We start from the raw sequence: 25,622 nt of genomic DNA, 5'->3' as shown, positions 1-25,622 counted from the left end.
CCTCCTCAACCATCATAATGGGATTCGGAAAGTACGTCGGCGCACGCGTGCTGTGGGCCGTAGTCGTCTCGCTGATCATCACCACGATCACGTTCCTCCTGCTCGCGGCCGCGCCCAACCCGGCGATCCGCGAGGCGGCGACGCAGGCCGCGCTGCAGGGCGGCGACCCGTCGGCCGCGGTCGAGCGGGAGCGTGAGCTCCGCGGCCTCAACCAGCCGCTGTACGTCCGGTATATGGACTTCATCCGGAGCGTCTACACGCTCGACTGGGGCTGGTCACAGAGCCGCAGCCAGCCGGTGATCGAGGCGCTGGGGCAGGCGCTCTACTACACCGCGCAGTACTCGATCCCGTGGACGATCCTCACGATAACCCTCGGACCGCTCGTCGGCGTCTACTCGGCGGCGAACATGTACAGCTGGCGCGACCACGCGGCGACCGGCTTCGCCTTCTTCGGGTACGCGATCCCGAACTTCTTCTTCGGGATCATCCTGCTTCTGATCTTCGGGGTCTGGTTCGAGGTCGTCCCGATCTCGTACGACACGAGCGTCGCGGTGTTCAGCCTCGAAAACGCCAGACAGCTGATCCTGCCCGTGTTCGTGCTCGTGACGGGCTCGATCGGCGCGACGATGCGCGTCTCCCGGAACGAGTCCGCGGAGTTCCAGAACTCGGACTTCATGAAGACGGCGAAGGCGAAGGGCGTCTCGCCGCTGCGCGCGTACGCCTACCACGTGATGCGCCCGACGATGGTGCCGCTGTCGACGACCCTCGTCGGGCAGCTGCTCGCGCTGTTCATCGGCTCGTCGCTGCTCGTGGAGGTCGTGTTCGGCATCCCCGGGCTCGGCCGACTGACGTACGAGGCGCTGCTCTCGCAGGACACCAACCTCGTGTTGGGGTCGACGCTCGTGTTCACGTTCGTCGCCGTCGTCGGTAACCTGTTGGAGGACCTCGTGTTCACCGTGCTCGACCCGCGGATCAACTACGACGACAGATAACACACCATGGCAACCAAGAAACCGGAGCAGTTCGACCGCGTCGACTGGAGCGAGCTCTCCCAGTCGAGCCGGTTCGACCTGTCGATAAACTCGATCGGGATGCTGGCGGCGACGCTGCCGCTGGCGCTCCTCTGGCTGTACGACTACCTGTTCGTCGGCGAGCGGGAGGCGACGTTCCAGGCGATCGGCCTCAGCAGGAACCTCGACCCGCTGGACTACTTCTTCATATTCACGCTGTTCCTGTTCTTCTTCTACCTGGTCTTACCGCTGTACCAGAACCCGCGGATGACCCGGTACTACTGGAAGGAATTCAGGCGGAACCGCCCCGCGGTCGTCAGCCTCGGCTGGCTCGGGGTCGTGTTCGTCGGCGGGCTCTTCGGGCCGCTCGTGATCAGCGCGCCGGAACAGAGCATCCTCACCGGCCATCAGCCGCCGGTGTTCCTCTCGATCAACGAGGCGAACGTCGCGACCTGCGTCGGCGACGTCGTGAACGGACGGTGTCAGGGGACGTGGCAGCACCCGCTCGGGACCACGCGCGGCGGGAAAGACGTCTTCGCCGGCATCGTCTACGGGATGACGATCAGCATGCAGATCGCCTTCATCACGACGACGATCGTCGCGGCGATCGGCATCACGTTCGGCACCGTCAGCGCGTACGCGGGCGGGTGGGTCGACGAGCTCATGATGCGGTTCGTCGACATCATCCTCTCGTTCCCGACGTTCCTGATGTTCCTGCTCATCCTGTACATCTACGGCGCCGGGCTCGGGATGTTCATCCTCGTCTTCTCGGCGTTCGCGTGGGGCGGCACCGCGCGGTACGTGCGCAGTAAGTCGCTGTCCGTCTCCGAGGAGGAGTTCATCAAGGCGACCCGTATCAGCGGCGCGAGCACGTACCGGGTGGTTCGCAAACACGTGGTTCCGAACGTGGCGAGCAGCATCATCACGCAGCTCACGCTGCTCATCCCCGGCTTCCTGCTCGCGGAGGCGCAGCTCGCGTTCCTCGGGATCGGCGACTCGTCGGTCCCCTCGTGGGGACAGCTGATCTCCGCCGGCCGGAGCGACCTCTCGTTCGCGCCGTGGATCGTGCTGGCGCCCGGTATCGTGCTGTTCCTGACCATCCTGGCGTTCAACTTCATCGGCGACGCGCTGCTGGACGCCCTGAACCCCGAAGCGGAGCCGGAGAGCGCATAATGTCCACCCCACTGCTCGAGGTCGACGACCTCACGACGACGTTCGGCACCGACAACGGAGAGCTCACCGCGGTCGACGGGATCGACTTCTCGGTCAACGAGGGCGAGACCGTCTGTATCGTCGGCGAGTCGGGATCCGGGAAGACGGTCGCGACGGAGTCGGTGACGCGGATTGTCAAGGAGCCGCCGGGCCGCGTCGAGGGGTCGGTTCGGTTCAATGGCCGCGACCTGCTGGAGATGAGCGAGCCCGAGCTCCGCGAGATCCGGGGGTACGAGATCGCGCACATCTTCCAGAACCCGCAGGAGGCGATGAACCACTGTTACACCGTCGGGTGGCAGATCGTCGAGGCGCTGCAGATCCACCGCGACGTCTCCGACGAGGAGGCGCGCGCGAAGGCGATCGACCTGCTGGACAAGGTCGGCATCGCGAACGCCAGCTCTCGGTTCGACGACTACCCCCACGAGTTCTCCGGCGGACAGAAGCAGCGCGTGATGATCGCCATGGCGCTCGTCGGCGACCCGGACCTGCTGATCGCGGACGAGCCGACGACGGCGCTGGACGTGACGGTGCAGGCGCAGATCCTCCGGCTCCTCGACGACCTCCAAGAGGAGTTCGACATGGGAATCCTGTTCGTCACGCACGATCTCGGCGTCGTCGCCGAGATCGCCGACCGCATCGTCGTGATGTACGCCGGCAAGGTGATGGAGCGCGGCGACGTGCTCGACATCTTCGAGCGCCCCGCGCACCCGTACACGCAGCGGCTGCTCAACTGCCTCCCCGAGATCGGGGGACGGAAGGGAGGGATTCCCGGTACGCTCCCCGACCCCCTCGATCCCCCGGACGGCTGCCGGTTCGCCCCGCGGTGCGAGCACGCGGTCGACGCCTGCGTGACCGGCGACCAGCCGGAGGAGATCGAGGTGAACCCGGGACAGCGCGCCTCGTGCGTCCACTACCGCCCCGGGCGCGACGACTCGGTCGTCCGCGACGGGATCCCGGACGCGGGCGCCGACGGCGAGGGGGTGAGCTCCGCCGATGACTGAGGAGCCGCTCCTCTCGGTGCGGGACCTCGAGAAGCACTACCCGATCCGGAAGGGGCTCTTGAATCGGCAGGTCGGCGCCGCCCGGGCCGTCGACGGGATCAGCTTCGACATCGCGCCCGGGGAGACGCTCGGGCTCGTCGGCGAGTCCGGCTGCGGGAAGTCCACCGCCGCGACCTCCATCGTCAGACTGGAGGACCCGACGGGCGGCGAGGTGATCTTCAACGGCGGCGGGCGGGCCGGCGCGGCCCGCAACGCCGACGGGACGCACCCGAACGACGTGACGCGCTTCGACGACCGGGAGCTGAAGGCGTTCCGCCGGGACGCCCAGATGATCTTCCAAGACCCCTCCTCCAGCTTCGATCCGCGGATGTCGGTCGGCAGCGCGGTCGCGGAGATGCTCCAGATCCACGGGATGTCGGACCGCCACCAACGGCGGGCGATCGTCGAGGACCTGCTCGAGCGCGTCGGCCTCTCGCCGGAGGATTACGACCGGTACCCGCACGAGTTCTCCGGCGGCCAGAAACAGCGCATCGCGCTGGCGCGGGCGCTCGTGTTGAACCCGGAGCTCATCGTCGCCGACGAGCCGGTCTCCGCGCTCGACGTCTCCATTCAGGCGGAGATCCTCAGTCTGATCTCCGATCTACAAGACGAGTTCGACCTCTCGCTTTTGTTCATCAGCCACGACATGTCCGTCATCCGCGAGATATGCGACCGGGTGGCCGTCATGTACCTCGGGGAGATAGTCGAGATCGGGCCGACAGACCGGATCTTCGCCGACCCGCAGCACCCGTACACGGAGGCGCTGCTCTCGGCGATCCCGACGCCCGACCCGCGCTCGACCGCCGAGGGGATCGAGCTGACGGGGACCGTCCCGAGCCCGACGGACCCGCCCTCCGGCTGCCGGTTCCACACCCGGTGTCACAAGGTCATCCAGCCGGACGGCGTCGACCTCGACCAGTCGAACTGGCGGGGACTCTTAAACCTCCGCGACGCGCTGGCCGCCGGGAGCGTCGACGTCGACCAGATCCGCGAGAATTTCCGGACCGGGAGCGACGCGGACGCCACGCCGGAGGCGGTGAAAGGGCAGATCCGTCGCGAGTTCGACGTCGCGGAGGCGGTGTCCGCAGCCGAGATCGAGGCGCTGCTCGACGAGGCGCTCGACAAGGCGTTGGGCGGCGACCTCGAGGGGGCGGCGGCGACGCTCTCCGAGCGAGTCACCACGCCCTGCGAGGAGACCGTCCCGGAGCGGACCAGTCACGCGGCCGACCACGAGTCGGCGTGCCTCCGCCACGAGCGGGAGCGCTCGGCGCCGCCGAACCCCGCCGACGACTGAGTCGGCGGCCGTCACCGTTTTTTTCGTCTACCGACCGCCGACCGTCGGGAGCGTCACGGGTCGCGAGTCGCTCCCCGCTTCCCCTACGGTCACAGTCGGCTCGTCACCCGTGGCGGTCGGCTCGTCGCGCTCCGCGCTATCGCCCGCGAGGACGGCCGTCGCGCCGGCCGCGAGCGGGGCGACGACGCCCGCGGCCAGCGCCCGCGGGTCCGCGAGTCCGCCGCGGAGCGCGACCCTGTCGCCCGGTTCGAGCCCGTGTTCGTCGACGACCGCCGCGGCCGCGTCGAGGAGCGCGCGGTGAGCGACGTCGCCGGTTCCGTCCGGCTCGCCGTCTCCCAGCGCCCGCAGGACGGGGTCATCCGGACCGACCGCGCTCGGCGGCATGCCGGGGTTCTCGCTCCACAGCTCCTGCTCCCAGTGGGTCGTCTCGGGCCGCTCCGGCGGGCCGCCGAAGGCGGCGAGGCTGGTCCCGGGCGCCGGTTCCGTCGTCGACTCGTCGGCCACGCCGACGAGGACGACGCGGTCGCCGCGATCGATCCCCGCCGCGGGGTCGAACCGGACCGGGGCGCCCAGCCCGGCCGCGCCGAGGAAGGCGAGCGTCGTGTGGAGTCCGGGCGCCGGCTCGACGGCGACGGTCGACCCCTCGCGCGCGCCGAGGTAGCGGAGCACGTTCGCCGCCTTGTACGCGTTCGTGATCAGGTCGCGATACGTGCGCTCGCGCCCGTCGGGCGTGACGAGCGCGATGTCGCGGCTCCGCCGATCGCGTGCGAGGAGATCGCCGACGACGTCCATGCCGGAGGCTCGGAGCGGGCGAGACTTAAAAACGAGGCGTGCGGCGCTCGTCGAACTCCGCTCTCAGGGGGCGCCGGCGATGACTATCATCGAGCCGGCGTCAGGGGGCGCCGGCGATGACCATCTTCGAGCCGTCGGCGGCGAAGGAGAGGTCGCGCGTGGCGTCGCCGTCGACCCGGACCGCGTCGCCGGGGGCGAGCTCGACGGCCTCGCCGTCGACGGTCAGCGTCGCCGCGCCGTGGAGCAGCACGTACACCTCCTCGTGGCCGGCGTCGGCGTGGTCGTGTTCCATGCCCTCCCAGCCGTCGTCGGCCTCCACGACGGTCACGCCGAGCTTCTCGCAGTCGAGCGCGTCGCGGAGGAAGTACATCCCCGGCGCGCGCGGTTCGACGTCGTCGTAGGCGGTGGTGTCGTAGCCCATGCGCTCCGGTACGCGCCGCGCGCCGGAAAAGCTACGGGTCGGGGAAGCCGGGGGCGCTAGAAGGAGCTCTTCAACCGCTCGAAGAAGCCGCCGCCGACGTCGATGTCCTCGCCGCCGGCCTCGGCGAACGCCTCCAGCGCCTCGCGCTGCTCCTCGTTGAGCGAGTCCGGGATCACGACGCCGACCTGCACGAAGAGGTCGCCGCGGCCGCGCCGCCGCAGCCGGGGCATCCCCTTCCCTTCGAGCCGGAACGTCTCGCCGCTCTGCGTGCCGGCGGGGATATCCATCTCCACGCTGCCGTCGACCGTCTCGACCTCGATCGTGTCGCCGAAGACGGCCTGCGGGAAGGAGATGGCCTCGCTGACGCGGAGGTCGTCGCCGTCGCGCTCGTAGCGGTCGCCGACGTCGACGTCGACCTCGATCAGCAGGTCGCCGTTGGGGCCGCCGTTCTCGCCGGGGGCGCCCTCGCGCTCCATCCGGAGGCTCTGTCCGGAGCGGATCCCGGCCGGGATCTCCACGGAGAGCGTCGCCTCCTCGCGGACGACGCCGTCGCCGCCGCAGTCGGGGCAGTCCTCGCTGTACAGCTCGCCCTCGCCCTCACACCGCGGGCACGTCGACGTCTGCTGGACGCGGCCGAGCGGCGTCTGCTGGACCTGCTGGACCTGTCCTCGCCCGTTACACTGAGAACAGGTCTGCACGTCGGCGTCCGGGGGGTGCCCCGCGCCGTCGCAGGTGTCGCAGGTCGTCGGGCGGGTGAGCGTGACCTCCTTGGTTGCGCCCTCGAACGCCTCCTCGAGGTCGATCGTGAGGCCCGTCCGGAGATCACGCCCCTGACGGGGGCGGTTGCCGCCGCCACCGCCGCGGCCGCCGCCGCCCCCGCCAAAGAACTGGTTGAAGATGTCCTCGAACCCGCCGGCGCCGCCCGCGCCGCCGGCCCCGCCGAAGGGCCCGCCGGCGCCGCCGGGACCGCCGCCGCCCGTCGCGCCGCGCTTGTCGGCCTCGGTGAAGCGGTCGTGGCCGAGCTGGTCGTACTGCTGGCGCTTCTGTTCGTCGGTGAGCACCTCCTTAGCCTTCTGGATCTTCTTGAACCGCTCCTCGGCGTCGTCGTCGTCGCTGACGTCGGGATGGTGTTTGGCGGCCTTCTTGCGGTACGCCTTCTTGATCTCCTCCTCGCTGGCGTCCCGCGACACACCGAGGACGTCGTAAAAGTTCTCGCTCATGCGTTACGTTCGTTGTTGAGTCGTTCGTGGCTGGGTCGTGTTAAGGGGTCCGTCCGCGGGCGGAGGCCCGAGACGGGGCGAATCGAGGCCGACGCGGAAAGCTACGCTTCGTCTTCGTCGTCCATGTCACCAGAACTGCGTCGCAGTCCCGGTTGGCTGACGAGAACGACTACTCGTCGTCGTTCTCGTCAACGTCCTCGAAGTCGGCGTCGACGTACTCCTCGTCGTCTCCGTCGGGGCCCGCGCCGCCCGGACCGGCTGCACCGCCCGGACCGGCCGCACCGCCGGGGCCGGCTGCGCCGCCCATGCCGCCGGGGCCGGCCGCGCCGCCGGCGCCGCCCGGACCGGCCTGCGCGGCCTGTCCCTCGTACATCTGCTTGCCGATCTCCTGGAGCTCCTCGGTGAGCGCCTCGGTGACGGACTCGATCTCGTCGGTGTCGGCGTCCTCGTCTTCGAGGACTTCCTCGACGTCCTCGATGGCCGCCTCGATGTCGGCGACGAGCTCGTCGTCGTCGAGCTCCTCCTCGTTCTCCTCGAGGAGGGTCTCGGCGCGCTGGATCGTCGTCTCGGCCTCGTTGCGGGCCTCGATCCGCTCGCGGCGGGCCTCGTCCTCCTCGGCGTGCTTCTCGGCCTCCTCCTGCATCTCCTCGATCTCCTCGTCGGAGAGGCCGACGCCGCCCTCGATGGTGATCGACTCGGCGTTGCCCGACCCCTGGTCTTCGGCCTCGACGTTGACGATGCCGTTCTCGTCGATGTTGAAGGAGACCTCGATCTGCGGGGTGCCCGCGGGCGCCGGCGGGATGCCGGAGAGCTGGAACGCGCCGAGCAGCTCGTTCTCCTCGGCGATCTCGCGTTCGCCCTGGAAGACGCGCACGTTCACCGAAGTCTGGTTGTCGGCGGCGGTGGTGAACACCTTCGACTCCTCGGTCGGGATGGTGGTGTTCTTCTCGATGAGCCGCTCGAAGAGGCCCCCCTTCACCTCGATCCCGAGCGAGAGCGGGGTGACGTCGAGCAGGACGATGTCGTCGACGTCGCCGGAGAGCACGCCGCCCTGGATCGCCGCGCCGAGCGCGACCGCCTCGTCGGGGTTGACGTTCTTCTTCGGCTCCTGCCCGATGAGCTCCTCGACCTGCTCCTGGACCTGCGGCATCCGGGTCGACCCACCGACGAGGATGACCTCGTCGATGTCGCCCTTGTCGTAGCCGGCGTCGGAGAGCGCCTGCTCCGTCGGCCCGACGGTGCGCTCGATGAGGTCCGAGGTGAGGTTCTCGAACGTCGCGCGGGTGATCGACTGCTCGAGGTGGACCGGGCCGCTGTCGGTCGCGGTGATGAAGGGGAGGTTGACCGTCGTCTCCTTCTTGTTCGACAGCTCGATCTTCGCCTCCTCGGCGGCGTCTTTCAGCCGCTGGAGCGCCTGCCGGTCCTCGCGGAGGTCGATCCCGTGGTCGTTCTGGAACTCGTCGGCGATGTGGTCGATGAGCGCCTCGTCCCAGTCGTCGCCGCCGAGGTCGTTGTCGCCGTTCGTGGCGACGACCTCGTAGACGCCGCCGCCCAGGTCGAGGACCGATACGTCGAACGTGCCGCCCCCGAGGTCGTAGACGAGGACGGTCTGGTCGGACTCGTCGTCGAGGCCGTACGCCATGGAGGCGGCGGTCGGCTCGTTGACGATGCGCTCGACGTCGAAGCCGGCGATCTCGCCGGCGTCCTTCGTCGCCTGCCGCTGCTTGTCGTTGAAGTACGCGGGGACCGTGATCACGGCCTTCTCGACGTCGTCGCCGAGGTACTCCTCGGCGTCGCGCTTGATCTTCTGGAGGATCATCGCCGAGACCTGCTCGGGCGTGTACTCGTCGTCCCCGATCTCGACCGCGTAGTCGTCCTCGCCCATGTGCCGCTTGATCGACTGGATCGTGCGGTCGGGGTTCTGGACGGCCTGGTTCTTCGCCGGCTTCCCGACGAGCCGCTCGTCGTCGTCGGCGAAGGCGACGACCGAGGGCGTCGTCCGGTCGCCCTCCGCGTTCGCGATGATCTCGGGCTCGTCGCCCTCCATCACCGCGAACGCGGAGTTGGTGGTACCGAGGTCGATACCGAGAATCTTGTTGCTCGCCATCTTGCCCAAAGTTAGCGGCTTGTGTCGGTTAAAGGTTACTAGACGGCGCGATCTCGACGGACAGTCGATCCCTCCCACGTCGTGCGGTTTCGGCAATCGTGTGAACCGGTCGCATCGGTGTCTTTATACAGATCCGCAAGCGCAGGAGCGCGCGTCGGTCGACGGCGGGAGGCCGACCGCGCGGCTCGGACGGCGCTCGCCGGGCTCAGAGCCCGGAGACGAGGTCTTCCAGCGCCGCCCGCGGGTCGTCGGCCTTCGCCACGCCGGAGGCGAGCAGGATCCCGGACGCGCCCAGATCGCCCGCGGCGGCCACGTCCTCGCCGGTCGAGACGCCGGCGCCGCAGAACACGTCGACCGCGGGGTCGACCGCGTCCGCGGCCGCGACCGCGTCCTCAACGATCCCGGGGTCGGCCGTCGAGACGGAGACGTCGCCGCCGATGAGCTCGGGCGGCTCGACGGCGACCGCGTCGGGACCGAGCGCGGCGGCCGCCCCGACCTGCGCGGGGTTGTTCGCGCAGACGATCGTCTCCAGGTCGGCGCGCTCGGCGGCGCGGACGGAGCCGTCGACGTCGGCGAGCTTCAGGCGGTTCTCGGAGTGGTTGATGAGCGTCCCCTCGGCGCCGTTGGCGGCGACGGCCTCCGCGAGCGTCGACCCGGTGTGAGAGCCGTGCTCGTTCGGCGAGACGTGCTGTGCCCACGTCTCGACGCCGGTGTCCGCGACGCGCGCGAGGTCGGCCGCCTGCGGGGAGACCGCGATGCGGGCGCCGGACGCCTCGGCCACGTCGCGGGCGGCGGTCGCGACTTCGATCGGATCGCACGGGTACGCCTTGAGGTTCACCAGGATGAACATACCCGCACTCGGGGGCCGCGGGCGCAAATAGCTTCATGCTCCGGCGACGCTCCCCCGCCGATTTCGGCCGAGATCCCTTCGCGGGAGCATAAACGACCTTATACCCCGGTACTGTGGGTCGGAACGAGCATGTCCCTCATCGAGCTCATCGCCGGCGTGGAGGCCCGCGAGCCCACGCTGACCGTCTTCAACGCGGACTCGGCGGTCACGGAGGAGCTCCGCGAGCACTTCGCCGACCGCAACGTCCGGATCGCCGAGGAACGGACCGACGCGGGGCCCGAGGGGTACGCCGTCCTCTCGCGCGACGGGGAGTTCGTCACGGCCGTCACCGTCGACGAGCTCCTCCCCGGCGTCGGCGACGAGACCGGAGCGGCCGACGACGGGCCGCTCGAGGAGGGGACGCCGGAGGAGGTCGGCGCGGGCGCCCGGGGGCAGGTCGGCGAGCCGATCCTCGACCACCTCGACGAGACGATGTTCACCTCCTACTCCCACGCCGACATGGTCGCCGCGTCCCGGGAGATCGAGGACCGCGCGTGGCGCGTCGGCGACGGTGAGCTCCACGCCGGCTTCCAGACCCTCGACGTCCTCACCGGGGAGACGGACACGTACGACCTGCTGGGCGAGAAGGACCGGCTCAGCGTCCACGCGTACGCCGCGAACGAGGGCGACCCGCCGGACGTGGAGCACTACACCGTCCACGTCGGGGAGACCGCCGAAATCCGCGAGACCTGGTTCGTCGCGTACGACGGCGGCGGCTACGACGACGCGAAGTGCGCGCTGCTCGCCGAGGAGCGCGCGCCCGGCGAGTTCTTCGGCTTCTGGAGCTACGACCCCGAGACCGTCGACTACATCATCGACTACCTGACGGAGCAGTACGGGACGGGGAACGGCGAGATCGAGCCGACCGACGACACCGGAGAAGACCGGGAGTGAGGTGAGGAGAGCAGCAGCCGCGTGCGCGCTCAGTCCTTCCGCTTGACCACGTCGCCGAGCGTCATCGTTCCCGAGTCGCCGCTGTCCCAGTCGGCGTCCTCGACGGACTCGCCCTCGACGAGGGAGATGTCGAGCGCGCGCTCCAGCTTCCGCTGGACCTCGTCGGTCGGGAGCGTGTCGCCGCGTTCGAGCTTGCGGATGAGGCTCGCTTTCTCGTTCAGCTGGTCGGCCAGCTCCTCCTGGCTGAGCCCGCGGGACTCGCGGGCGTTCCGGATCTGGTCGTCGTAGTCGGTGGCGATCTCGTCCATGTCGTCGAACATGTCGCGCGGTCGCGTCGAACTGCCCGACGAGCCGGACGACCCGCCCGAGGAACCGGACGCGGAGGAAGACGACTTCCCGGTGCTCGAGCTCGTGGAGTACTTGCCGCCGCCGGAGCCGGTGGACTCGTCGCGGACCTCGGTGCCGAAGTCCGTACACGAGCTACACAGCTCCAGTTCGGCGCCTTCGACCTTCGTCGTCGTCAGCGAGGCCTCGTCGGCGCCACACATCTCACACTGGGGCATACGCGACGGTAACGCTCCCGGTGGTATAAAGGGTGCGCCGGGGCGCTATCGCGGGACCGATCGACCGCGCGTCCGCGACAGTTACGCCCGCCCAATCGTGCCGCGTCCGGTACCGACTTGTCGCCGCGGTCGGCAGAAGGGGTATGGACGTCCACGTCACCAACTCGACCGTGCGGGGCGCGACGCGCGCGCCCCCCTCGAAGAGCTACACGCACCGCGCGCTGCTCGCCGCGGGGTACAGCGACGGCGCGACCGTGCGGTCCCCGCTCGTCTCCGCGGACACGCGGGCGACCGCCCGCGCCGTGACCGCCTTCGGCGGTTCGGTCGAGCCGGACCCTCAGTCCGAGAGCGATGGCGCCGATGCCGACCCGCTCGTCCCCGACGACGCCGAGGCGCTCGCCGTCGACGGCTTCGACGGCCGCCCGGCGGTCCCCGACGACGTGATCGACTGCGCGAACTCCGGCACGACGATGCGGCTGGTCACGGCCGCGGCCGCGCTCGCAGACGGCGCGACGGTGCTGACGGGCGACGGGTCGCTCCGGTCGCGCCCGCAGGGACCGCTTCTGACGGCCCTCGCCGACCTCGGCGTCCGCGCGGAGTCGACTCGCGGCAACGGGCAGGCGCCGCTGGTCGTCTCCGGCCCCCTCGCGGGCGGCGCGGTCGCCATTCCGGGCGACGTCTCCTCGCAGTACGTCACCGCGCTGCTGATGGCCGGCGCGGTCACCGAGCGCGGGATCGAGGTCGACCTGACGACCGAGCTCAAGTCGGCGCCGTACGTCGACATCACGCTCGAGCTGCTCGACGACTTCGGGGTCGAGGCGACGCCCGTGGGCGACGACGGCGAGGCGCTCGACGGCGCCGCGGGCGCGGCGGGGTTCGTCGTCGAGGGCGGGCAGTCGTACGCGCCCGCCGACGGGAGCTACGCCGTCCCCGGCGACTTCTCCTCGATCTCGTACCTCGTCGCGGCCGGCGCGGTCGCCGCGGAGCCGGGCGAGGCGGTCCGGATCGAGGGCGCCCGCCCGAGCGCGCAGGGCGACGCCGCGATCGTCGACATCGCGGAGCGCATGGGTGCCGACGTCGAGTGGGACCGCCGCGGGGGCGTCATCGCCGTCCGGCGCTCCGACCTCTCGGGCGTCGAGGTCGACGTGGGCGACACGCCCGACCTGCTCCCCACCATCGCCGCGCTGGGGGCGGTCGCCGACGGCGACACCCGCATCACCAACTGCGAGCACGTCCGGTACAAGGAGACGGACCGCGTCGCCGCGATGGCCGAGGAGCTGACGAAGATGGGCGCGGAGACGACCGAAGAGCCGGACGTGCTCACGGTCCACGGGTCCGAGAGCGACCTGCGGGGGGCGACCGTCGACGGCCGCGCCGACCACCGGATCGTGATGTCGCTCGCCGTGGCTGCGCTCGCCGCCGAGGGCACCACGACGATCCGCGGCGGCGAGCACGTCGACGTCTCCTTCCCCGACTTCTTCGACGCGATGGCCGACCTCGGGATGGCCGTGGAGCGCGAGGGCGCGGGCGAGTAGACGCGATATAAAAATGACGCTAGACGGAAGCGGCGATTGTTTATAAACGAACCGCGGTGCGGTGGCGCGTGCCTGCGAGGCCGCTTCGCGGCCGAGCAGCACGCGCGAGGGAGTCGCGAACGAAGTGAGCGACGAGGCTGGGGAGGCGTGAGGTGCGTTGCCGTGCGGGGCGGGTGGGACTCAAAGGGGCAGCCGCGAGGACGACGCTTGGCGACGCAAGCACTGCAAGGAGCGAGCAACGCGAGCGACTGAAGCGCGCAGCGAGCCACGCGAGTCGTCGCGGCTGGGGCTTTGGAGGTGTTCACCGCCGATCCGCGGTCGGCCATTTATAAGTGAACGGCTGGGGCTTTGGCGTCATTCGCCCAGATAGCGACGGTCACTCTGATTGTCTATTTTCCACGACCTGACCCCCACCGGTCGTCTTCGTAATACCGACGGGTACACAAACGCGCCGCACGCACGACCCCGTATGGACGACATCGACGTCGAACCCGTGGATCGCGTCGAGGAGCCCGAGAGCGACGACGAGGCCGCGGACGACGGCGAGCACGGAGCCGGCGGTCACGAGACCGACGACCCCGACGCCGACCTGCCGGCCGAGACGGACGCCGCCACGGACCTCCCGGAGGGAATCGACGCCCCCGAGTACGTCCTCTACGGCGGGAAGGGCGGGGTCGGGAAGACCACGATGGCGGCCGCGACCGGGCTCTCCTCGGCCGCGGGCGGCGTCCGCACGCTCGTCGTCTCCACGGACCCCGCGCACTCGCTCTCCGACACCTACGAGACGGAGATTCCGGCGGAGCCGAGCCGCGTCCGCGAGGACATGCCGCTGTACGCCGCCGAGATCGACCCCGACGACGCGATGGAGGAGGGGATGTTCGGCGCCGACGGCGACCCGCTCGGCGGGATGGGCGAGATGGGCGACGCGATGGGCGGCATGGGCGGGATGGACGGGATGGGCGGCCCCGACGACGGGGGGGCCGAGGAGGGGCTCGGCTCGCTGCTCGGCGGGACGATGCCCGGCGCCGACGAGGCGGCCGCGATGCGCCAGCTCCTCGAGTACCTCGACGACCCGCGCTTCGACCGGGTGATCGTCGACACCGCGCCGACCGGGCACACCCTCCGACTCCTCCAGCTCCCCGAGATCATGGACTCGATGATCGGCCGCGTGATGAAGCTCCGGAACCGCTTCTCCGGGATGATGGACGGGCTTAAAGGGATGTTCGGCGGCGGGGGCGACGACGCCGACCCTACCGCGGACCTCGACGAACTGCAGGAGCGGATCGAGCGCCTCCGAAGCGTCCTCCGGGACCCGGCACAGACCGATTTCCGCGTCGTGACGATCCCCGAGGAGATGAGCGTCGTCGAGTCCGAGCGGCTGGTCGCCCGCCTCGACGAGTTCGGCATCCCGGTGAACACGCTGGTCGTCAATCGAGTGATGGAGGGCGTCGGGGACGTTGCCGACGTCGACCCCGCGTGGATCGTCGAGCCGAACCCGGACACCTGCGAGTTCTGCGCGCGGCGCTGGGAGGTCCAGCAGGCAGCGCTCCGGCGGGCCACGGACCTGTTCCGCGGCCGCGACGTGAAGCGCGTGCCGCTGCTCGCGAACGAGGTCCGCGGCGAGGCGGCGCTGCGGGTCGTGGCGGCGTGTCTGCGCTAGGACCGGTCGTCTATCGCGCCGTACAGCGCCTCCCGAGCCCGCTCCGCGACACCCGTGAGGTGCGCCTGTCCGAACGTCGCCACGATCAGCGCCCCCACGGAGTTATACATCAGGTCGAGCACGGTGTCGTCGAGCCCGAACTGAGCCAGCGGCATCGAAATCCCCGTCTCGTCGGCGACGATGTCGAGCGCGAACTCGAACAGCTCCCAGACGACGCCGAACGCGAGGACCACCACGAGGATGAAGACGAACGCGAACCGCGAGGGGATGGAGATCTCGTCGCTGTGGAGGTCGACGGCTCGCAGCGTCGTGTACCCGGCACCGGCGATCAGCGACGCCGAGAGCGCGTGGGTGAGGTGGTCCCACCACGGGATCTGTGCGTAGAACCACGCCGATCCCAGCGTGTGGAGGAACACCGCGCTCGTGATCCAGACCCCGAGCCACGGGTCCAGCGGCATGTCGTAGTTGCGTTCCAAAATCGCCGGCACGAAGGTAACGAAGAGACCGAGGCCGCCGTTGGTGATCGCCTTCGGCTGGCCGAAGACCGCGCCGTACACCACGATGGCGGCGAGGAGGACCTGCATCCCCCTCGTCAGCCGGCGCTGGGTCCGGAGCGACGGGCGGACCCGGAGGGCCCCGCGGACGGTCATCGGCGCACCACCCATCGGATGGCGCGACGCAGCCGCGTCCCGCGGCGACGGAAGTAGGCGTCGAAGATGACGCCGGCGGCGATCCCGGCCAGCGTCACGTACATCCACTCTACCATCAGCGCCTCGTTGGTCGTCAGGAACCCCGTGCCGAGCAGTCGGTCGGCGTTCCACCGGAGCACCGTCCACGCGGCCGCCGTCGCCATCGTCGCCAGCACGACGAACACGATCGCGAACCAGTGGGTGACCCGCAGCGTGGTGAACATCTGGAGCTCGACCGTGACGATCAGCGCGAACGCGGCGATCGCGAGGTACGTCGCGAACGTCCCCAGCTCGCCCCCGAGAAGCGTGCGCACGAGTATCGGCAACAGCGCGAGTCCGAGGACCTCCCACGGGGGAATCACCAGCGGGTCGCCTGCCGTGACCGCCGGCGCGACCACGACGGCGGTGATGGCGGCCACGAGGACCATCGAGAGGAAGTCGCCCCCGAGCAGACTCTCGACGAAGGCGCCGACGAGCACCGCCACCATCGACCACGCGACGATGGCGTTCGTCCGGCCGCTCTGAAACAGCCGCGCCAACCGGTCTTCGATAGCGTCCCCGTCCGGGACCGCCGGACCGGGGTCGATCGAGCCGGTCGGGTCGTCCCCCTCGGTCTCGCCCCCAGAATCTTCGTCCGGGGCGTCCGACGCGGATCGGTCGGTTTCCATACCCACTCTGGCCGGCCCCTACTAATATGGGTTGCTGCCGCGAACCGGGCGGGCGCTTCGAGGCGGGCGAACGGACGGGCGCTTCGAGGCGGGAGAACGGACGCGCTTTTACCCGCCACGCGCCTCCGTCCGGTATGAACTGTCGGCGGTGTGGCACCCCGCTCCGCAAGCCCGGGGACTACTGTCTCACCTGTAACACCGCCAACGCCGACGCCGTCGTCGCCGAGTTCGCCGAGGACCGCGCCCGCCTGACGATGCTCGACGAGGACGAGGTCGTCGGCGAGACGACGGTGACGACCCGCCCGGAGCACGACGAGCAGCTCACCGAGATCCAACTCCGCAACTTCGCCGGCCGGGTCGCCGACGAGATCCGCCGCAAGCGACCCGACACCGTCTACGCCGCCGGCGAGCGGGAGCCGCTCCGCGAGACCCGCGCGCAGGTCCACCACGAGTTCTACCGGGTGCCCGACGCGAGCGTCGACGAGGAGTCCGACGACGACGGCGAGCGCGCGAGCCCCGTCGTCTCGTGGGTCCTCGACCGGCGCGGCGACCGCGCGCTGGAGGTGGTCGAGACCCCGCCGCGCGAGAAGATCGGCGGCTCCCACTCGACGCTGATCGGCGACCGCAAGGGGCGGAAGGCGGTGAGCACGGTCGCGCAACACCCCCACGTCAAGAAGATCGTCCCGGGCCCCATCGACGCCGGCGGCACCGGATCGCGGACCGGGCTCCGCGCGAAGGCGACGCGCGCGGGGACCAACGGGAACGTCCGACTGCTCCTCCGCGACGGCTCCAGCGTGCAGGAGAACCGGATCGTCACTACCGCGATGGACCGCGAGACGGGCGAGCGGGTCCGGGAAGACCTCAACGAGGCGCTGCGGGAGGCGGAGCTACAGGACGAGTGAGCGGGCGGAGCTACAGGACGAGTGAGCGGTGGCCGGAAGACGAGCGACGGTCGAACGGGTCGCTTCGGCCTCGCGCTCGCGGGCCCGGCAGCCGGCGTTTCCCGGTAGGTATTTCCGACAGCGGCCGCGATCGCTTATAAATGCTGAGCGACGTCATGGAGGACTACCTGAAGGCGATCTACGTCCTCCAGTCGGAGCAGGGCCCCCCGGTCTCGACGTCCGCGATCGCGGAGTACCTCGACAAGACCTCCCCGTCGGTCACGGACATGCTAGGGAAGCTGGAGGACCGCGGCCTCGTCGAGCGCGAGCCGTACCAGGGCGCGGAGCTCACGGCGGAAGGCGAGGCCGTCGCCTTGGAGGTCGTCCGTCATCACCGGCTGCTGGAGGCGTTCCTCGCCGACCGGCTCAACTACGACTGGAGCGAGGTCCACGACGAGGCCGACGCTTTAGAGCATCACATCTCCGAGGAGTTCGAGCGCCGCGTCGCGGAGGCGCTGGGCGACCCCGCCGTCGACCCCCACGGCGACCCAATCCCCGGGGCCGACCTCGAGCCCGTCGACGAGGGGAGCGGCCTGCGGCTCTCCGACCGCGCCGAGGGCGACCGCGTGGTCGTCGCGCGGGTGTCCGACCGCGACGAGGCGGAGCTCGACTACCTCGCCGACGCCGGGATCACCCCCGGCACCGAGCTCGAAGTCGTCGACGTCGCCCCCTTCGGGATGGTCACCGTGGCGACGCCGACCGGCGAGCAGAGCCTGCCGGCGCCGGTGGCCCGGTCGATCCGCGTCGAGGACGCGGACTGACGCGTCCGGGACGCGCCGCCGGCCGCATCGCTCCCCACCTTCGCTCATCGGTGTCGGGTTTCCGGCCCTGACGCCCACCCCTCCTTCGCGGACTTTTTCACGAAACCGACCGTTCGGAGCGGTGTGAACCTCCTCGTGACGCTCGGTGCGGGGGTCGTCTTCGGCCTCGCGCTCGCGGCCCCGCCCGGTCCGATGAACGCGGTCATCGCAGAGGAGTCGGTGCTGCGCGGCCGGTTCGCCGGCTTCCGCGCGGGGCTCGGCGCGGCGACCGCCGACGTGATCTTCTTCGTGCTCGCGTACCTCGGCGTCGTCGCTGTCGTCGACGCGCTCCCGCTCCTCCGCGCCGGCATGGTTGCCGCCGGCGGCGTCCTCATGTTATACTTCGCCGTCGGGGCGGCCCGCGGCGCCCGCGCGTCGTTCCGGCCGACCTCGGGCGACGAGCCGTCGATCGAGGCGGGGAAGGGGTTCCGCAAGGCGCTGGTTCTCGCGCTGACGAACCCGTACCAAGTGCTGTTCTGGCTCACGGTCGGCGTCGGCCTGCTGCGTCCCGGCGAGCTCGACGTGCTGGCCCGCCTCCCGGTCGTCGGTACCGACCTCGCCGGGACGCTCGTGGTCTCCACCGGTTCCCCCGCGCTGATCGGCGGCTTCTTCCTCGGTGTGTTGACGTGGATCGTCGGGTTCCCCGCGGGGCTCGTCGCCGCCGAGAACCGGACCGAGACGTTCGCGCCGGTCGTCGCGGTGGCCTCGGCGGTCGTGCTCGCCGGGTTCGGCGTCTTCTTCTTATACGACGCCGCGACCACGCTCTCGGCGGTCATCGCGTAGGCGACCGCGAGAGCGTCGCGTCGACGACCGCGGAGAACAGTACGGTCGGCGGTCGTCGGCGTCACGCCCCCTCGACCCGCGGCCGATATGGGCAACGGCTTTGCCCCGCGAGCGAGACCAACCCGTATGTTCGACAAGTCCACGTGGATCAAGCTCCCGCGCAACGTGCTCGTCGGTCACGAGGTGATCGACGACCTCGGCGCGGCGGTCGGCGAGCTGTACCTCACGGGGCGGCCGCTCATCGTCACGAGCCCGACGCCGAACGAGATCGCCGGCGACCGGGTGCGCGCGCAGTTCGACGACCCCGCGACCGCCGTCGTCGAGGACGCCTCCTTCGACGCCGTCGAGAAGCTCACCGAGACCGCCGAGGAGATCGATCCCGGCTACCTGATCGCCCTCGGCGGCGGGAAGCCGATCGACATCGCGAAGATGGCCGCCGACCACCTCAACGTCGGCTTCGTCTCCGTCCCTACCGTCGCCTCTCACGACGGGATCGTCTCCGGGCGCTCCTCGATCCCCGAGGGCGACACGCGCCACTCGGTCGCCGCCGACCCGCCGCTGGCGGTCGTCGCGGACACGACGCTCCTCGCGAACGCCCCGTGGCGGCTCACCACCGCGGGCTGTGCCGACATCATCTCCAACTACACCGCCGTGAAGGACTGGCGGCTCGCCCGTCGGCTCCGGAACGTCGAGTACAGCGAGTACGCGGGCGCGCTCTCGGAGATGACCGCGGAGCTGCTCGTCGAGAACGCCGACATGATCCGGCCCGGCCTAGAGGAGTCCTCGTGGGTCGTCGTGAAGGCGCTCGTCTCCTCCGGCGTCGCGATGTCGATCGCGGGGTCCTCGCGGCCCGCCTCCGGCGCGGAACACCTCATCTCCCACCAGCTCGACCGGATCGCCCCCGGGAAGGCGCTCCACGGCCACCAGGTCGGCGTCGCCTCGATCATGACGGAGTACCTCCACAGCGGCGAGAACGGACGATGGAGCGCGATCCGCGACGCGCTCGCCGAGCTCGATGCCCCCACGACCGCGGCCGAGCTCGGCGTCGACGACGAGGAGCTGCTCGCCGCGCTGACGACTGCCCACGAGATCCGCGACCGCTACACGATCCTCCAGGGCGGGATCAACGAGGAGGCCGCGATCGAGGTCGCGACGGCGACCGGCGTCATCGAGCGCTGAACCGCCCCTCGGCGCCGACGGGTCCCCGGCCGCGTCGGGCGGCGACGCGTCTCGTCCTCGAAAGCGAAATAACCGTCCCGAGACAACCCCCTGTATGTCCACCGCCAGCGTTCGCGACCGGGCGAAAGAGCGGGCCGGCGCGATCACCGTGCTCCTCACGATCGTCGGCTACGGAGCCGTCGGCGGCGTCTTCTTAGTCCCCGAGTTCCAGGCGCTGTTCCCGACGCTCTCCCGCGGCACCGTCGACCTGCTCGCGCACGGCATCGCCGCCGTCAACACCGTCACCGTCGTCACGCTCTCGCTCGGCTGGTACTGGATCCGCAACGACGAGGTGAAGAAGCACGCGGCGGCGATGACCACCTCGTTCGCCCTCATCCTCGTGTTCCTCGGCATGTACCTCCCGAAGGTCGCCGGCGGCGGCACGAAGGAGTTCGTCCTCGACTCCGCGTACGCGTGGGTCCCGCTGTGGGACTGGGTGTACCCGGCGTACCTGATCATGCTCGCGATTCACATCATCCTCTCCGTCGTCTCCGTCCCCGTCGTCCTCTACGCCATCGTCCTCGGGCTGACGCACACGGAGCACGAGCTGCGGACCGAGACGCCCCACCGCCGCGTCGGGCGGATCGCCGCGAGCGCGTGGATCCTCTCGCTCGTGCTCGGCGTCGTCACCTACCTCCTCTTAAATCACCTGTACGACTCGACGTTCGCCGCCGCCGAGGCCGCGACGGCGCTGCTCCCGCTCGTGCCGGGTTTATAAGCTCCGGCACCGGCCGCCGCCACCGAAACGCTTGACTCGCCGCCGCCGCACCGACACGCATGACCGACTGGATCGGCGACACCTTCACGAGCGATGCCGGCTGGAGCCACCTCGAAGCGCTCGTCGACGTCGGCAGCCGCATGGCGGGCACCGACGGCGAGCGCGCGGGGCTGGAACTGACGCGCGACGCCTTCGCCGACGCCGGCGCGCGGGACGCCCGGATCGAGGAGTTCGACATTCAGGGCTGGGAGCGCGGCGACAGCGCGGTCCGCGCCGGCGACGAGCCGGTCGCCGCCGGGATGAACGCCTGCATCGCGCTCCCCCGGAGTCCCAGCGGCGAGGCGACCGGCGAGTTCGTCGACCTCGGCTACGGCGTCCCCGAGGACTTCGAGGCCGACCTCGACGGGACGGTCGTGATGGTCTCCTCGGACACGCCCGACTCCGTCGACCGGTTCGTCCACCGCCGAGAGAAGTACTACCACGCCGTCGAGGCCGGCGCCGCGGCCTTCGTCTTCGCGAACCACGTCGAGGGGACGCTCCCCCCGACCGGCAGCGTCGGCACGGCAGACGCGCCCGTGGGCGAGATCCCGGCCGTAGGCGTCTCGAAGGAGGCCGGCGCGCGGCTCGCCCGCCGGCACGAGGGCGACGAGCTGACCGTCGCCGTCGACTGCGAGACGCCGGACGCGACGAGCGGGAACGCGGTCGCCGAACTCGGCCCCGATACGGACGAGTACCTCGTCGTCTCCTCGCACGTCGACGCCCACGACATCTCGCAGGGCGCGATGGACAACGGCGCCGGCACGGCGACGATCGTCGAGGTCGCGAACGCGCTCGCCGCGCGCGAGGACGAGCTCGACCGGCGAGTCCGGTTCGTCGCCTTCGGCGCCGAGGAGGTCGGGCTCGTCGGATCCTCGCTGTACGCGGAGGCGGTCGACCCCGAGCGCGTCGCGGCCGTCGTCAACGTCGACAGCAACGTGTTCGGCCGTACCCTGAAGCTCGATCACCACGGCTTCGACGCGCTGGAGGCCGCCGCGGAGCGCGTGAGCGACCGCTTCGACCACCCGATCTCGCTCGGCGCGGAGCTGGTCCCCCACAGCGACCACTGGCCGTTCGTCGAGCGCGGGATCCCGGGGTACATGGTCTCGGGCGAGACGGAGGGCCGGGGCCGCGGCTGGGGGCACACCGGCGCCGACACGCTCGATAAGCTGGAGTCCCGGAACCTCCGAGAGCAGGCGATCCTGCTGACCGAGCTCGTCGCCGAGCTCGCGGACGAGTCGGTGACGGCGGCGCGGCGGGACCGCGACGAGCTCGCGGCGGCGCTCGAACGCGAGGGGAAGGCGACCGGCATGAAGATCACGGGCGACTGGCCGTTCTAGGGACGGCCCCCGTCGCGAACCGGGAGGTTTTCACCCGCCCCGGCCACACCTCCCGCGTATGGAACCGTCGGAACGACGCGTCGCGGTCGTCGGCGGCGATCGGGCGGCGGCGGCGCTCCGGCACGCTCTCACGGGGCTCCCGCATCGGTCCGCCGAGCGGTCCGACGCGGACGCCGTCGTCGCGGTCGGCGACGAGGCCATCCGCGACGCGATCGTCGACGCGCCGGACGCGCCGGTGATCCCGGTCGGGTCGCGGCGGCTCGCGGTCGACACCGATATCGCGGAGCGGCGCCTCCGGACGCTGCTCGACGCGGCGCTCCGCGGTGAGTCCGGCGACGGCGACCGCCCCTTCGACGGCGTCCGGCGCGTCGCGCACCCGGTCCTCGCGGTCGACGCCGGAAACGGGGAGACGCGGCGCGCCGCCTTCGACGTCGCCCTAGTTACCGCGGAGCCCGCTCGTATCTCCGAGTTCGCGATCGACTTCGTCGGCGGCGCCGACAGGCTGATCCGCGCGGACGGCGTCGCCGTCGCGACCCCGTTCGGCAGCGACGGGTACGCCAACGCGGTCGGCGGTCCCGTCGTGGAGCCGGGCGGCGGGCTCTCCGTCGCGCCGATCGCCCCGTTCAGCACCCGGACGGACGCGTGGGTCGCCGCGGACCGCCTCTCGCTCTCGGTCGAGCGCGAGACGGAATCGGTCACGCTCGTGGTCGACGGTCGGGAGCGCGGCACGGTCGAGCCGCACCGACCCGTCGCGATCGAGGCGACCGACCGGGTCGCGCTCGTGACGTTCGAGGGCGCGCGCCGAGCGCGACGATCGGAAACACTCTAATAACTCGTGACCGGATGTGTCGATATGGATCCACTGCAGTTCCTCGTTCCCCTCGGCTGGCTGTCCGCGGTCGGACCGGTGCTGCCGTACGCGATACTGACGATGGCGGTGGCGAACCTCGCGACGCGTCACATCGCGCACCGGCGACACGTCGAACAGGGAACCGACGGTGACAGCGTCGAACCGTACACGCCACACGCGTTCACGAATATCGGGCTCGTGCTGTTGAGCTTCCTCTTCGTGCTCGACGCACCCGTGAGCGGCGTGATCCTCTCGGTGCTCGTGATCACGATGCTGATCGCCGACCTCTTCGAGCTGGAGGCGCGCAACGTCGAGGCCCGCAACGACATGCCGATCGAGGCGCCGAAGAGCTCGATCGCCGCGTCGCTGTTCGTCTTGGTGTTCGCCTCCTACTACGCCCTGTGGTTCCTCGTCGCCGGCCTCTGGAACCAGTACGTCATCGCGTAGTCCGGGAGTCCGAGAGGGAACGACCGTCCACGTTCCGTTTCTCGTCGGAATCCCGCTTCTCGCCGTCGTTTCGCGTCTCCTCGAGACCTGCTCCCGGACCGACGAACTACGTGAGCGGCGACCGCGAGCCGCCGTCTTTATAAATCGCTCACCTCCCGACTTCTTCCATCACTCGCCGTCGAGCGGCTGCCCGCGGCGGTCGATCCGCGTCGCGGGGAGACCGGCGCGATCGGCGTGTTCGCGAACGGCGTCCTCGCTTTCGGCTTGGTAGTGACAGAACGTCCCGGTCACCTGACCCGCGTCGTTCGTTAGGACCTCGGACTCTACCCAGCGAATTCCGACGCCTTCCTCCCGGAGCTCCTTGAGAGCCTCGCCCGACTGCTCGCTCGCGTCTTCGAGCTCTTCCGTACTTATCGGCTCACCCAGCTCTCGGAGGATGAGGAAGTCCTCCAACTCTTGTCCCGACATCGTTCCCCCGGTGAAGTTGGTAGAAATTAATGTTTTTGGGTGGGGTCTGAGGAGAGCTACGCGCACTGTATGCAGAAAATTACTGAAAACTGTCACTGCCGGGTATTTCAACGGAGTAATTAACACAGATTGTTATGTACTTCCACTAGCAAATCACTCCTAATGCCTGAGGGGATATTCAGATCTAGGCTTGACAAAGCCGATCAAACCCTCTCGGAGATATACGACGGAACACACCTGACAGGATTCCGGGACGATCTTGAGGAAATCTGGATGGACAATCGTAAGACGGGATCTGCTGAGCGTGGTCCTGAAGAACTGGCGGCGGATGCCAACCGAGCGGCGGATAGATTGCGTGAGGATCTTCTCACGATCGAGGATGGTGTGAGCAAATTCCAAATTCTGGACGGAATAACCGGTGGTATATCTGTAATTATTATCCTCCAAGCATTTTCTTGGGCAGGAGTAGGGTGGATTCCGTCAGTTGTGGTTTCAGCTATGGTATTTGTTACAACTACCCTTCTCAATCACGGTATTCTATACACGAAAGCAGTAGTCGACCGGCTTGCCTACCTAGATTCCTCGCCACAAGAATCGCCGCGATTGCTGGAGTGGAAGCGTGCCTGGAATCTCAAAGTTTTACGCAGTAATAGCTCAATCGCAGGGATATTGGTTGTCGCGTTGTTTCGGAGGATCTGGCAGTCGGCTTATGTCATAGGATTGGAGCTCGTTGACGACGCAGTTGATGAAATGCTCTGTAGAAATTCTAGGTAGCTGATCGGAACCTGTTGCAGAATACAGAGCGCGAGCTCACCGCGGCGACAGCCACGACACTCCCGGAAATCTTACACGAATTATTGAAACACATCTCACAGAAGAAAACGCATTTGTACCAGAATTTCTAACGAAGCGTCAATCCGCAATGAGCGCGTCCTCACGGTCGGATACGGTCCAGAAGGCCTTCCTCAAGTATCAGCACGTGTTCGTGTTCCTCGCCCCGTTACTGTTCGTGGTGGGCGTTTATTTCGGAGCGCCGACAGAAGGGTCGGGGGCGAGCTACTGGCTGGAGTACTGGTGGCTCTTCTTCGCCTTCATCGTCGGCGCCACCATCGTCAACACGGTCGGTATCAGCGGGTCCGCGCTCTTCGTCCCCTTCCTCATCTTCGTCTTCCCGCTCATCGCGGGCGAGACGCTCACGCCGGAGACGCTCGTGAAGGTCGGACTCATCAGCGAGTCGTTCGGCCTCTCCAGTTCCGCGCTCGCGTTCATTCAGTACGGGCTGGTCGACCGACGCCTCGCGCTCACACTGGTCGCGGGTGGAGTGCCATTCGTCGTCGCCGGCGCGCTGCTCTCTTTCGTCATCCCCGCGCCGGTGTTTCACCTCCTGCTCGGACTGGCGCTGATGGTCGCCTCGTATCTCCTGTTCAAGGCCGATCTGGACCACGAGGGACCCAGTGAGAGCGGCGCGGGAGCCGAGGTTTCGACCGACGGCGGTTCGATGCCGAACGACGCCGACAAACTCGGACCGGCCGGCGTCGAGACGGCCGCGGACGGCATCGTCACGCGGGTCGACCGCGACGGCAACGACTACAGCTACTCCCGCCGGGGGTACCTCGAACGCTTCGCCAACTACAGCGTCGGCGGCGTCTTTCAGGGACTCGCCGGCTTCGGTATCGGGGAACTGGGTATCATTTCGATGCTTCGGACCGAGGTACCCGTGCGAGTCGCCATCGGCACCAACCACATCGTCGTCGCGCTGACCGCGGTGCTTGCGTCGCTGGTCCACGTCTTCGGCGGCCAGTTCGTCCCCGGCGGCCACAGCATCAGCCTCGCGTCAACCCCGTGGAACATGGTCGTCTGGACGGTGCCGGCGACGGTCACCGGCGGCCAGATCGCGCCGTACGTCTCGGCGGCGCTGGACACGACTCTCATCAAGCAGGGCGTCGGCGTGCTCTTCGCGGTCATCGCCGCCGCGCTGTTCGTGATGGCGGTCGGGGGCTTCTAAGTCGACGGGCGCGCTTCACTCG

At 69.4% G+C, this 25,622-nt stretch carries 26 protein-coding genes; 17 read left to right on the top strand and 9 right to left on the bottom strand.

Features of this window, described 5'->3' with window-relative positions; genetic code table 11:
* Positions 1-17 precede the first annotated feature (17 nt).
* The 4 genes from B4V06_RS18040 to B4V06_RS18025 are packed head-to-tail and all read left to right on the top strand — an operon-like array spanning position 18 to position 4,556.
* Entirely contained in the window at positions 18-992 is a 975-nt protein-coding gene (locus B4V06_RS18040) for an ABC transporter permease (protein WP_123114177.1), read from the top strand.
* A 6-nt stretch (positions 993-998) separates the two neighbouring features.
* The gene (locus B4V06_RS18035; protein WP_498170936.1) at positions 999-2,183 is read left to right on the top strand and encodes an ABC transporter permease; all 1,185 of its coding nucleotides are present in this window, start codon (positions 999-1,001) and stop codon (positions 2,181-2,183) included.
* Complete coding sequence (locus tag B4V06_RS18030; protein ID WP_123114179.1) at positions 2,183-3,223, top strand: ABC transporter ATP-binding protein; 1,041 nt, start codon at positions 2,183-2,185, stop codon at positions 3,221-3,223. The genes B4V06_RS18035 and B4V06_RS18030 overlap by 1 nt, the downstream gene beginning before the upstream one ends.
* Positions 3,216-4,556, top strand: coding sequence for an ABC transporter ATP-binding protein (locus tag B4V06_RS18025; RefSeq protein ID WP_123114180.1), 1,341 nt, complete (start codon positions 3,216-3,218; stop codon positions 4,554-4,556). The genes B4V06_RS18030 and B4V06_RS18025 overlap by 8 nt, the downstream gene beginning before the upstream one ends.
* A 27-nt stretch (positions 4,557-4,583) precedes the next feature.
* Here the strand turns inward: B4V06_RS18025 and B4V06_RS18020 are convergent, their stop codons facing one another.
* The 5 genes from B4V06_RS18020 to tpiA all read right to left on the bottom strand — a co-directional run bounded on the left by B4V06_RS18020 (position 4,584) and on the right by tpiA (position 9,946).
* A complete protein-coding gene (locus tag B4V06_RS18020) occupies positions 4,584-5,348 on the bottom strand; it encodes a hypothetical protein (protein ID WP_498170933.1) in 765 nt (254 codons plus the stop codon).
* Between the two features lie 100 nt (positions 5,349-5,448).
* Positions 5,449-5,769, bottom strand: coding sequence for a cupin domain-containing protein (locus tag B4V06_RS18015; protein ID WP_123114182.1), 321 nt, complete (start codon positions 5,767-5,769; stop codon positions 5,449-5,451).
* Positions 5,770-5,825: 56 nt separating this feature from the next.
* Entirely contained in the window at positions 5,826-6,989 is a 1,164-nt protein-coding gene (gene dnaJ / locus B4V06_RS18010; RefSeq protein ID WP_123114183.1) for a molecular chaperone DnaJ, read from the bottom strand.
* A gap of 169 nt (positions 6,990-7,158) precedes the next feature.
* The gene (gene dnaK, locus B4V06_RS18005; protein WP_498170930.1) at positions 7,159-9,096 is read right to left on the bottom strand and encodes a molecular chaperone DnaK; all 1,938 of its coding nucleotides are present in this window, start codon (positions 9,094-9,096) and stop codon (positions 7,159-7,161) included.
* A gap of 205 nt (positions 9,097-9,301) precedes the next feature.
* Positions 9,302-9,946 (bottom strand): triose-phosphate isomerase, encoded by a 645-nt coding sequence (gene tpiA / locus B4V06_RS18000; RefSeq protein ID WP_498170928.1) that lies wholly within the window; start codon positions 9,944-9,946, stop codon positions 9,302-9,304.
* 129 nt (positions 9,947-10,075) lie between these two features.
* Between tpiA and B4V06_RS17995 the strand changes: the two genes are divergently transcribed.
* Entirely contained in the window at positions 10,076-10,879 is an 804-nt protein-coding gene (locus tag B4V06_RS17995) for a DICT sensory domain-containing protein (RefSeq protein ID WP_123114186.1), read from the top strand.
* A 29-nt stretch (positions 10,880-10,908) separates the two neighbouring features.
* On the opposite strand, the gene B4V06_RS17990 is transcribed toward B4V06_RS17995, so the two are convergent.
* Entirely contained in the window at positions 10,909-11,442 is a 534-nt protein-coding gene (locus B4V06_RS17990; protein ID WP_123114187.1) for a multiprotein bridging factor aMBF1, read from the bottom strand.
* Between the two features lie 143 nt (positions 11,443-11,585).
* On the opposite strand from B4V06_RS17990, the gene aroA reads away from it, so the two are divergent.
* Together aroA and B4V06_RS17980 are read left to right on the top strand one after the other, a co-directional pair.
* Entirely contained in the window at positions 11,586-12,977 is a 1,392-nt protein-coding gene (gene aroA, locus B4V06_RS17985) for a 3-phosphoshikimate 1-carboxyvinyltransferase (protein ID WP_498170925.1), read from the top strand.
* Positions 12,978-13,446: 469 nt separating this feature from the next.
* Positions 13,447-14,637, top strand: a complete 1,191-nt coding sequence (locus B4V06_RS17980; protein WP_498170923.1) for an ArsA family ATPase — start codon at positions 13,447-13,449, stop codon at positions 14,635-14,637.
* Here B4V06_RS17980 and B4V06_RS17975 read toward each other — a convergent pair.
* Positions 14,634-15,287 carry a DUF2238 domain-containing protein gene (locus B4V06_RS17975; RefSeq protein ID WP_123114189.1) on the bottom strand — a complete coding sequence of 218 codons (654 nt, stop codon included), beginning with the start codon at positions 15,285-15,287 and terminating at the stop codon, positions 14,634-14,636. The two genes, B4V06_RS17980 and B4V06_RS17975, sit on opposite strands and share 4 nt — an antisense overlap.
* Positions 15,284-15,994, bottom strand: coding sequence for a hypothetical protein (locus tag B4V06_RS17970; protein WP_498170922.1), 711 nt, complete (start codon positions 15,992-15,994; stop codon positions 15,284-15,286). The genes B4V06_RS17975 and B4V06_RS17970 overlap by 4 nt, the downstream gene beginning before the upstream one ends.
* Before the next feature lie 134 nt (positions 15,995-16,128).
* On the opposite strand from B4V06_RS17970, the gene B4V06_RS17965 reads away from it, so the two are divergent.
* The 8 genes from B4V06_RS17965 (at position 16,129) to B4V06_RS17930 (ending at position 23,127) form a co-directional block, all read left to right on the top strand.
* Complete coding sequence (locus B4V06_RS17965) at positions 16,129-16,896, top strand: DUF2103 domain-containing protein (protein WP_123114190.1); 768 nt, start codon at positions 16,129-16,131, stop codon at positions 16,894-16,896.
* 140 nt (positions 16,897-17,036) lie between these two features.
* Positions 17,037-17,696 (top strand): metal-dependent transcriptional regulator, encoded by a 660-nt coding sequence (locus B4V06_RS17960; RefSeq protein ID WP_498170920.1) that lies wholly within the window; start codon positions 17,037-17,039, stop codon positions 17,694-17,696.
* 123 nt (positions 17,697-17,819) lie between these two features.
* Positions 17,820-18,518 carry a LysE family translocator gene (locus tag B4V06_RS17955; protein ID WP_123114192.1) on the top strand — a complete coding sequence of 233 codons (699 nt, stop codon included), beginning with the start codon at positions 17,820-17,822 and terminating at the stop codon, positions 18,516-18,518.
* Between the two features lie 126 nt (positions 18,519-18,644).
* Entirely contained in the window at positions 18,645-19,697 is a 1,053-nt protein-coding gene (locus B4V06_RS17950; RefSeq protein ID WP_123114193.1) for an NAD(P)-dependent glycerol-1-phosphate dehydrogenase, read from the top strand.
* Positions 19,698-19,791: 94 nt separating this feature from the next.
* Positions 19,792-20,454 (top strand): DUF420 domain-containing protein, encoded by a 663-nt coding sequence (locus B4V06_RS17945; protein WP_123114194.1) that lies wholly within the window; start codon positions 19,792-19,794, stop codon positions 20,452-20,454.
* A gap of 59 nt (positions 20,455-20,513) precedes the next feature.
* A complete protein-coding gene (locus tag B4V06_RS17940) occupies positions 20,514-21,830 on the top strand; it encodes a M28 family peptidase (RefSeq protein WP_498170917.1) in 1,317 nt (438 codons plus the stop codon).
* A 58-nt stretch (positions 21,831-21,888) separates the two neighbouring features.
* Positions 21,889-22,659 carry an NAD(+)/NADH kinase gene (locus tag B4V06_RS17935; protein ID WP_498170915.1) on the top strand — a complete coding sequence of 257 codons (771 nt, stop codon included), beginning with the start codon at positions 21,889-21,891 and terminating at the stop codon, positions 22,657-22,659.
* A gap of 24 nt (positions 22,660-22,683) precedes the next feature.
* Positions 22,684-23,127 (top strand): DUF7313 family protein, encoded by a 444-nt coding sequence (locus B4V06_RS17930; RefSeq protein WP_123114197.1) that lies wholly within the window; start codon positions 22,684-22,686, stop codon positions 23,125-23,127.
* 168 nt (positions 23,128-23,295) lie between these two features.
* Here B4V06_RS17930 and B4V06_RS17925 read toward each other — a convergent pair whose 3' ends face one another.
* The gene (locus B4V06_RS17925; RefSeq protein ID WP_498170913.1) at positions 23,296-23,595 is read right to left on the bottom strand and encodes a DUF4242 domain-containing protein; all 300 of its coding nucleotides are present in this window, start codon (positions 23,593-23,595) and stop codon (positions 23,296-23,298) included.
* A gap of 162 nt (positions 23,596-23,757) precedes the next feature.
* Between B4V06_RS17925 and B4V06_RS17920 the strand changes: the two genes are divergently transcribed.
* A complete protein-coding gene (locus B4V06_RS17920; RefSeq protein WP_498170910.1) occupies positions 23,758-24,369 on the top strand; it encodes a hypothetical protein in 612 nt (203 codons plus the stop codon).
* Between the two features lie 148 nt (positions 24,370-24,517).
* On the top strand, positions 24,518-25,600 hold the full coding sequence (locus tag B4V06_RS17915; RefSeq protein WP_123114200.1) for a sulfite exporter TauE/SafE family protein: 1,083 nt from the start codon (positions 24,518-24,520) through the stop codon (positions 25,598-25,600).
* The last annotated feature ends 22 nt before the right edge of the window (positions 25,601-25,622 follow it).

It is taken from the genome of Halorubrum sp. B53, assembly GCF_059752395.1.
The sequence above is the reverse complement of the archived record's forward strand: the minus strand, read 5'-3'. Positions and strand labels throughout refer to the sequence as shown.